Source organism: Thermoflexus sp. (genome assembly GCF_025055495.1).
Taxonomy (GTDB): domain Bacteria; phylum Chloroflexota; class Anaerolineae; order Thermoflexales; family Thermoflexaceae; genus Thermoflexus.
The window spans coordinates 1-5107 of sequence record NZ_JANWXB010000101.1 but is presented as its reverse complement, the minus strand read 5'-3'; the positions used below and the strand labels follow the sequence as shown (position 1 = coordinate 5107).

Annotated in this window: 5 protein-coding genes and 1 pseudogene; 1 reads left to right on the top strand and 5 read right to left on the bottom strand. The window is 63.9% G+C overall.

Features of this window, described 5'->3' with window-relative positions; translation table 11 throughout:
* Positions 1-156: 156 nt before the first annotated feature.
* Positions 157-393, top strand: coding sequence for a SelT/SelW/SelH family (seleno)protein (locus tag NZM16_RS03490; protein ID WP_366946221.1), 237 nt, complete (start codon positions 157-159; stop codon positions 391-393).
* Between the two features lie 102 nt (positions 394-495).
* On the opposite strand, the pseudogene NZM16_RS03485 reads toward NZM16_RS03490, so the two are convergent.
* The 5 genes and pseudogenes from NZM16_RS03485 to NZM16_RS03465 all read right to left on the bottom strand — a co-directional run.
* Positions 496-909, bottom strand: a pseudogene (locus tag NZM16_RS03485) (ATPase, T2SS/T4P/T4SS family); the annotation flags it as partial.
* Between the two features lie 98 nt (positions 910-1007).
* Positions 1008-2105 (bottom strand): response regulator, encoded by a 1098-nt coding sequence (locus NZM16_RS03480; RefSeq protein ID WP_295452657.1) that lies wholly within the window; start codon positions 2103-2105, stop codon positions 1008-1010.
* A 244-nt stretch (positions 2106-2349) separates the two neighbouring features.
* Positions 2350-3051, bottom strand: a complete 702-nt coding sequence (gene nfi, locus NZM16_RS03475; protein WP_295452660.1) for a deoxyribonuclease V — start codon at positions 3049-3051, stop codon at positions 2350-2352.
* Between the two features lie 2 nt (positions 3052-3053).
* Positions 3054-4235 (bottom strand): response regulator, encoded by a 1182-nt coding sequence (locus NZM16_RS03470; RefSeq protein WP_295478569.1) that lies wholly within the window; start codon positions 4233-4235, stop codon positions 3054-3056.
* Between the two features lie 264 nt (positions 4236-4499).
* A complete protein-coding gene (locus NZM16_RS03465) occupies positions 4500-4883 on the bottom strand; it encodes a 4a-hydroxytetrahydrobiopterin dehydratase (RefSeq protein ID WP_295452665.1) in 384 nt (127 codons plus the stop codon).
* Positions 4884-5107: the final 224 nt, after the last annotated feature.

Genomic DNA, 5107 nt, shown 5'->3' with positions numbered 1-5107 from the left:
CTGGCCGGGGGGCGCGCGCGGCGCCCTGGGTGCGCCCCCCCGCCCGTTGGACCAATGCCCTTGGTCAGGGGGGGGCATTTTTTGCCCTGGCTGGGGGGGGGGCCGACGCCCCCGGCCCAGCCTGTAGAATCGAAACCCTGCGTGGAGGTTCGCATGTTGCGTGTGGAAATCGAATACTGCGCGGTCTGAGGGTATCTCCCCCGAGCGGTCAGGTTGACCGAGGAGCTGCTCAAGGAATTCGAAGGCCAGGTAGCTTCGTGGACGCTCATCCCCTCCGGCGGGGGCGTCTTTGAGGTTCGGGTGAACGGGGAACTGGTGTTCTCCAAGAAGCAACTGGGGCGCCATGCCGAGGTGGAGGAGATCCGCCAGGCGCTGGCCGCCCGGTTGAAGTAATTTCATCATGAGCAAGAGGGCTTTTTTGGAGTTGGGAAGGCTGCCGAAGGAAGCCTTCCCAACTCCAAAAATTCTCGAATCAGCAATCAGTTGCCGCGCCGGGAATTTCCGGATCGTGACGGTGGGCCCGTTCAGAGCGCAGGGTGGGATGATCACATTCACTCGCGAGCCGTCCGGGAGCCGGGCGTCGGCTATGGGCCATGCCCGATCTACCTTGCGCCCCAGGGGTCTGAGGATGCGCTCGATCACCTCCATCACATGATGCTCATCCCGGAATCGCACATCGACTTCGACGATCTTCCCGCCTCGCTCCACGTAGACCTGATGAGGGCCATTAACCATAATCTCGGTGATGGAGGGATCACGCACCAGCGGCCCGATGGGGCCATAGCCCACGACCTCGTCTCCGACCTCATCCACCAGTCGCTCCAGCGTCTCTGGAGGCAGGGAGACCCGCGCAGAGGCCAGCAGCTGGCTCGTCCGATCCCGGACCCAGCGCCAGTTCTCCGGCGTCATCCCCACTGGCGGCGGCTCCGACCCCTTTCGAAGTTGCTGGATCACCCAGGCCCGAAGCCGGGCGTAATGCTCCGGGGGCAATGGCAACTCCTGCGGGCTCAAGGCAACCTCCTTTCCTTTGCCAACTCCAGGATCTCCCTGGCCCATTCCCGAATTCGATAGGCGGTGGGGCTTTCCGGCTCGATCTCCTGGATCGACCGGCCCTCCTGGAGGGCCCGATGGGCGGTCACCGGATCCACCGGCCAGACCCGAATGGGGACGCCCCCCAGGCGGTTCTGGATCTCAGTCTCGGTCCACGGCTCGGGAACAGCCCAGCGTCGCACCCAGATGGGCTGAACCTGCGGCGATCGAAGGCCCAACTCTTCCAGCTGGCGGAGCACGCCTCGCGCCCGCCGCATCCCGGGCCCGTGGCTCTCGAAGGTGATGAAAATCCGCTGGCACCGGGGAAAGATCGAAGCTGCCACCGGCGTGGCGGGATCCCCCACCATCCAGACCAGAAATTCGGCCTGGGGGGCCAGCCGCTCCGCCACCCGTTGGATGCTGGCGACGCTGGGCCGCCCATAGACGGACCAAACCTGGAGCCGTTCCTGGATCGGGATCAGGCCCTGAACGGGATCCCGCTCCACCTCCAGGTCTTCCGTCGTCAGACGAGGCTCCATATCGAAGATCATCGCCCCTCGCCCCAGTCCTTCCACATCGATCAGGAACGTCGGGGCGTGCGCGGCCAGGGCAACTGCCAGCGCCGAGGCCAGGAACTCCCCGGCGCTGCCCGGCCAGCTCTCCCCACAGGCGATCTCCAATGCCCGGCCCCCCGGAGTGAGAAGCGGACGGGCGGCCTTCAGGGTTTCTTGCACGGTTTGCACCAGGGTTTCAGCGGAAACCGGCTTGGTCAAATAGGCATGCACATTCAGGAGTTTTTGGCCTGCCGCTGGAGCGATCTGGGTCTTCGCGGTCAACACAATTACCGGCAAAGCCACGAGGTCTTTTCGCTGGCGCATCGCTTCCAGAACCTCGAAACCATCCATTCCGGGCATCATCAGGTCCAGGATGATGAGATCGGGATGCTCCCGGCTCATGACCTCCAGCGCGTGGAAACCATCCTCTGCATAAAGGATCTCATGGCCTGCGCGCCGGAGGACCAGCCCGATCAGCCGCCGGGCGTCAGGGTCATCATCCACCACCAGCAGCCTTGCCATAGAAACGCCTCCTGGGCGGATTTGACGGAGGCCACCCGGTTCCTATCACAGGTCATGCCTCTCCCATCCCATGGATGATCTACCGAAGTTGCGCCGCTGAATGCTTGCCAGAGGTGTTGGACCTCCCCTTCCCGCACCGTTTCGCAGTGTGGAAAGGGGAAACCGATACCAGCGGAGGGCCCAGCGTCGACTCGATCGCTCACCACTTCCAGCTGGGGGGAGAAGCAGAAGGAAATGGAGAGCCTTATAGCAAACGGGACTGCCGGCCGGAGGAGACCACATCGGCTCCCCCGGCCGCCCGATGGGCCAGGCGGGTCGGTTCCGGAAGCCGATGGCCCCGAACGCAGGCCATCACAGTGGCGATCGCGTTCTCCAGCGAGATGCGATGGCCGATGGAGACAAACAACGGGCTGATCCCCGCCTGCGTGCGCAACACAGCGCCGATGATCTCCTCGCCATCCCGAAGGGGCGTCCAGGCGCCCGGCTCATCCGGCGGCATCTCGTAGCGCCCCCACAGCTTGGACTTCGCACATCCAATAGATGGAAGATCCAGATAGACCCCAAGATGGGTCGCAATCCCCATCCGACGGGGGTGGGAGATCCCATGGCCATCGACCATCAGCAGGTGAGGTTCGACCTCCAGACGATTCAGAGCCGCCAGGATGGCGGGGGCCTCCCGGAAGGCCAGCAGGCCCGGGATGTAGGGAAACATCGCCGGGACCTCGGCAACCGCCTGGGCGAGCGGCGTAAGCTCCGGAAACCGCACGGCCACCGCGGCCGCCCGGGCGAAGTCGCCCCGAAAGCCGACATCCACCCCAACGATGATCGCCCCGGGTCCCGGCATGGGACCCTCGCGGATCACCAGGGAGCGGAGCTGTTGCTGGATCGCGACCGCCTCTTCGGGTGAGACGTCCCATGGATGGACATGACGGGCCTGGATCGGCATCTTCACCTCGTGAGGGCCACCAGACGCCGGGCCAGTTCGCGAAACTGTTCCGCCAACAGGCCCTCCGGCTGAAGCATGACGATCGGGACGCCATGATCGGCGGCCTGATGAGCCAGCTCAGGAGCCGGGGAGATGAAGCCGATCGGTTCGATGGAAAGCGCCTCCTCGATCTGCCGCCGGGTAAGGGCGATCCCGGAGACCGCGCGGTTCACGACGACCAGCCCGAGCTGTTGAGTGGCCCATCCCAGCTGGGATAAAACGTGGATGAGCTCACGCGCATGAGCTAATGCTAAGGAGGTGGGCTCCATGACCAGAACCAGATAACGCAGCTCCCCCAGCAACGTCCGGGCCCCATCATCCAGCGTATGCCCCATTTCGAAGAGCGCATAATCACCCAGCACAGCCAGATGGCGGGCCAGGGTGCGGATATGGGCAGCGGAGAGCATCACCGGCCGCGGGGTGTAAGGGGTCAACAACATCCGCAGCCCGCTGACATGGCGCGTGAGATATTTCTCAATTGTAGGAGGATCCAGTTCCTGGGGCGGATACGCCAGGACATTCGGCAGCCCCAGAGCCTGGGAGAGGCGAAGCAGATAAGCCAATCCCCCGTGGGGGGCCAGATCGGCCAGCACCACTCGAGGATAGCGGAAATCCGGGGGAGGCGTTCGAACCGTTGGGGGAAGGTGACCAGCCCCCTGGGCGAGGACCACCGCGGTGTTCAGGGCCACGGTGGAAGTTCCCACCCCTCCTTTCACGCCCAGGAAACCGATGGTGGCGGCGTGGATCCCGGCGGTGGCCTCGGCCTTCAGGCGAGCGGCTCGCTGGAGCAGGGCCTCCACCCGGGAGATCAATTCCGCCGGATGCACCGGCTTGGTCAGGTAATCGTCGGCGCCTGCCTGGAAGCCGGCGATCTTATCCGCCACCGCCGTCTTCGCCGTGAACATCAGGATCGGGATCCCGGAGGTCTTCGGATTGGCTCGCAGGCGCCGACAAACCTCCAGCCCGTCCATATCCGGCATCATCACGTCCAGGATGATCAGATCAGGCTGTTCGGTCTCCGCCTTGGCCAGCGCCTGCGTGCCGCTGGTCGCTGGCGTGACCCGATACCCCTTGCGCTGGAGCATCAGGCTGATCAACTTGATGGCCTGCAGATCGTCATCGACGACGAGGATCGTTTCCGCCATTCGATGAACCCTTAACCTCTTTAGGCTGGGAGCCTGTCGCTTTATCTGACTCGCCCCACGCCCCTTTTGGCTGCAAAGAAACGAAGGGAGGTTCATGGGCCCCGGTAGGGTTTCCCCCCTCCACTGGCCAGGGGCACTGGACCGCTGAAATGGCCTCTCCCCTTTTCCTCCCTCTCGATGGCCCGAAGGGCTGGGGAGCAAGGAAGGGGAAGAGAGATTTTCTCGTGGTTTACCAAAACTGAGGATCTGAGAATCTGAGCGTTCCTATCCCCCTTGAAGATCGGCAAGGCTGTCTCCGGCAGCGCTCCATGAGCCGGAGGAGCCCCTCTTCCGGTAAAGGGCATCTGTCTTTGCGGCCATGATGAAATCGTTTCGATGCAGTCCACGGATCTTGTGCGTCCACCAGGTCACAGTCACCCGGCCCCAACGGGTGATCAGCACCGGATGATGCCCCTCGCTCTCCGCGAGCTCTCCCACCTCCAGTGTGAACTGAAGCGCCTCCCGGAAATTCGAAAAACGGAAGGTCCTCTCCAGCTGAGCGATCCCCTCTCGAACCACTACCTGCCATTCCGGAACGCTGGGGAGCAGAGCCGCGATCTCCGCTTCGGCAAGAGGCGGCTCATCCCCCCGGCACGGAACACATTTCATTTCTTCCAGCCTCACTCTTCAACCTCCGAAAACATTCCCTTCTACTGCTTTGTCCATTTTTCATTTGGGGGTTTTCGGGGGCGGTGCGGGGGTCTAAGGCCCCCTGCACCGCCCCCGAAAGATTTTTTCTCCCCCCTCCCCACGGCCCACGGGGCCGGGGGGGGGGGGGGGAAGGGGGAGGGACCCCCGCCGTCCGGGCGGGGTTGGGTTGCGCAAGTCCCCCG

Coding starts and splice junctions, on each gene's coding strand:
- NZM16_RS03470 (WP_295478569.1), bottom strand. CDS start 4,235: ATGGCGGAAACGATCCTCGTCGTCGATGACGATCTGCAGGCCATCAAG.
- NZM16_RS03465 (WP_295452665.1), bottom strand. CDS start 4,883: ATGAAATGTGTTCCGTGCCGGGGGGATGAGCCGCCTCTTGCCGAAGCG.
- nfi (WP_295452660.1), bottom strand. CDS start 3,051: ATGCCGATCCAGGCCCGTCATGTCCATCCATGGGACGTCTCACCCGAA.
- NZM16_RS03480 (WP_295452657.1), bottom strand. CDS start 2,105: ATGGCAAGGCTGCTGGTGGTGGATGATGACCCTGACGCCCGGCGGCTG.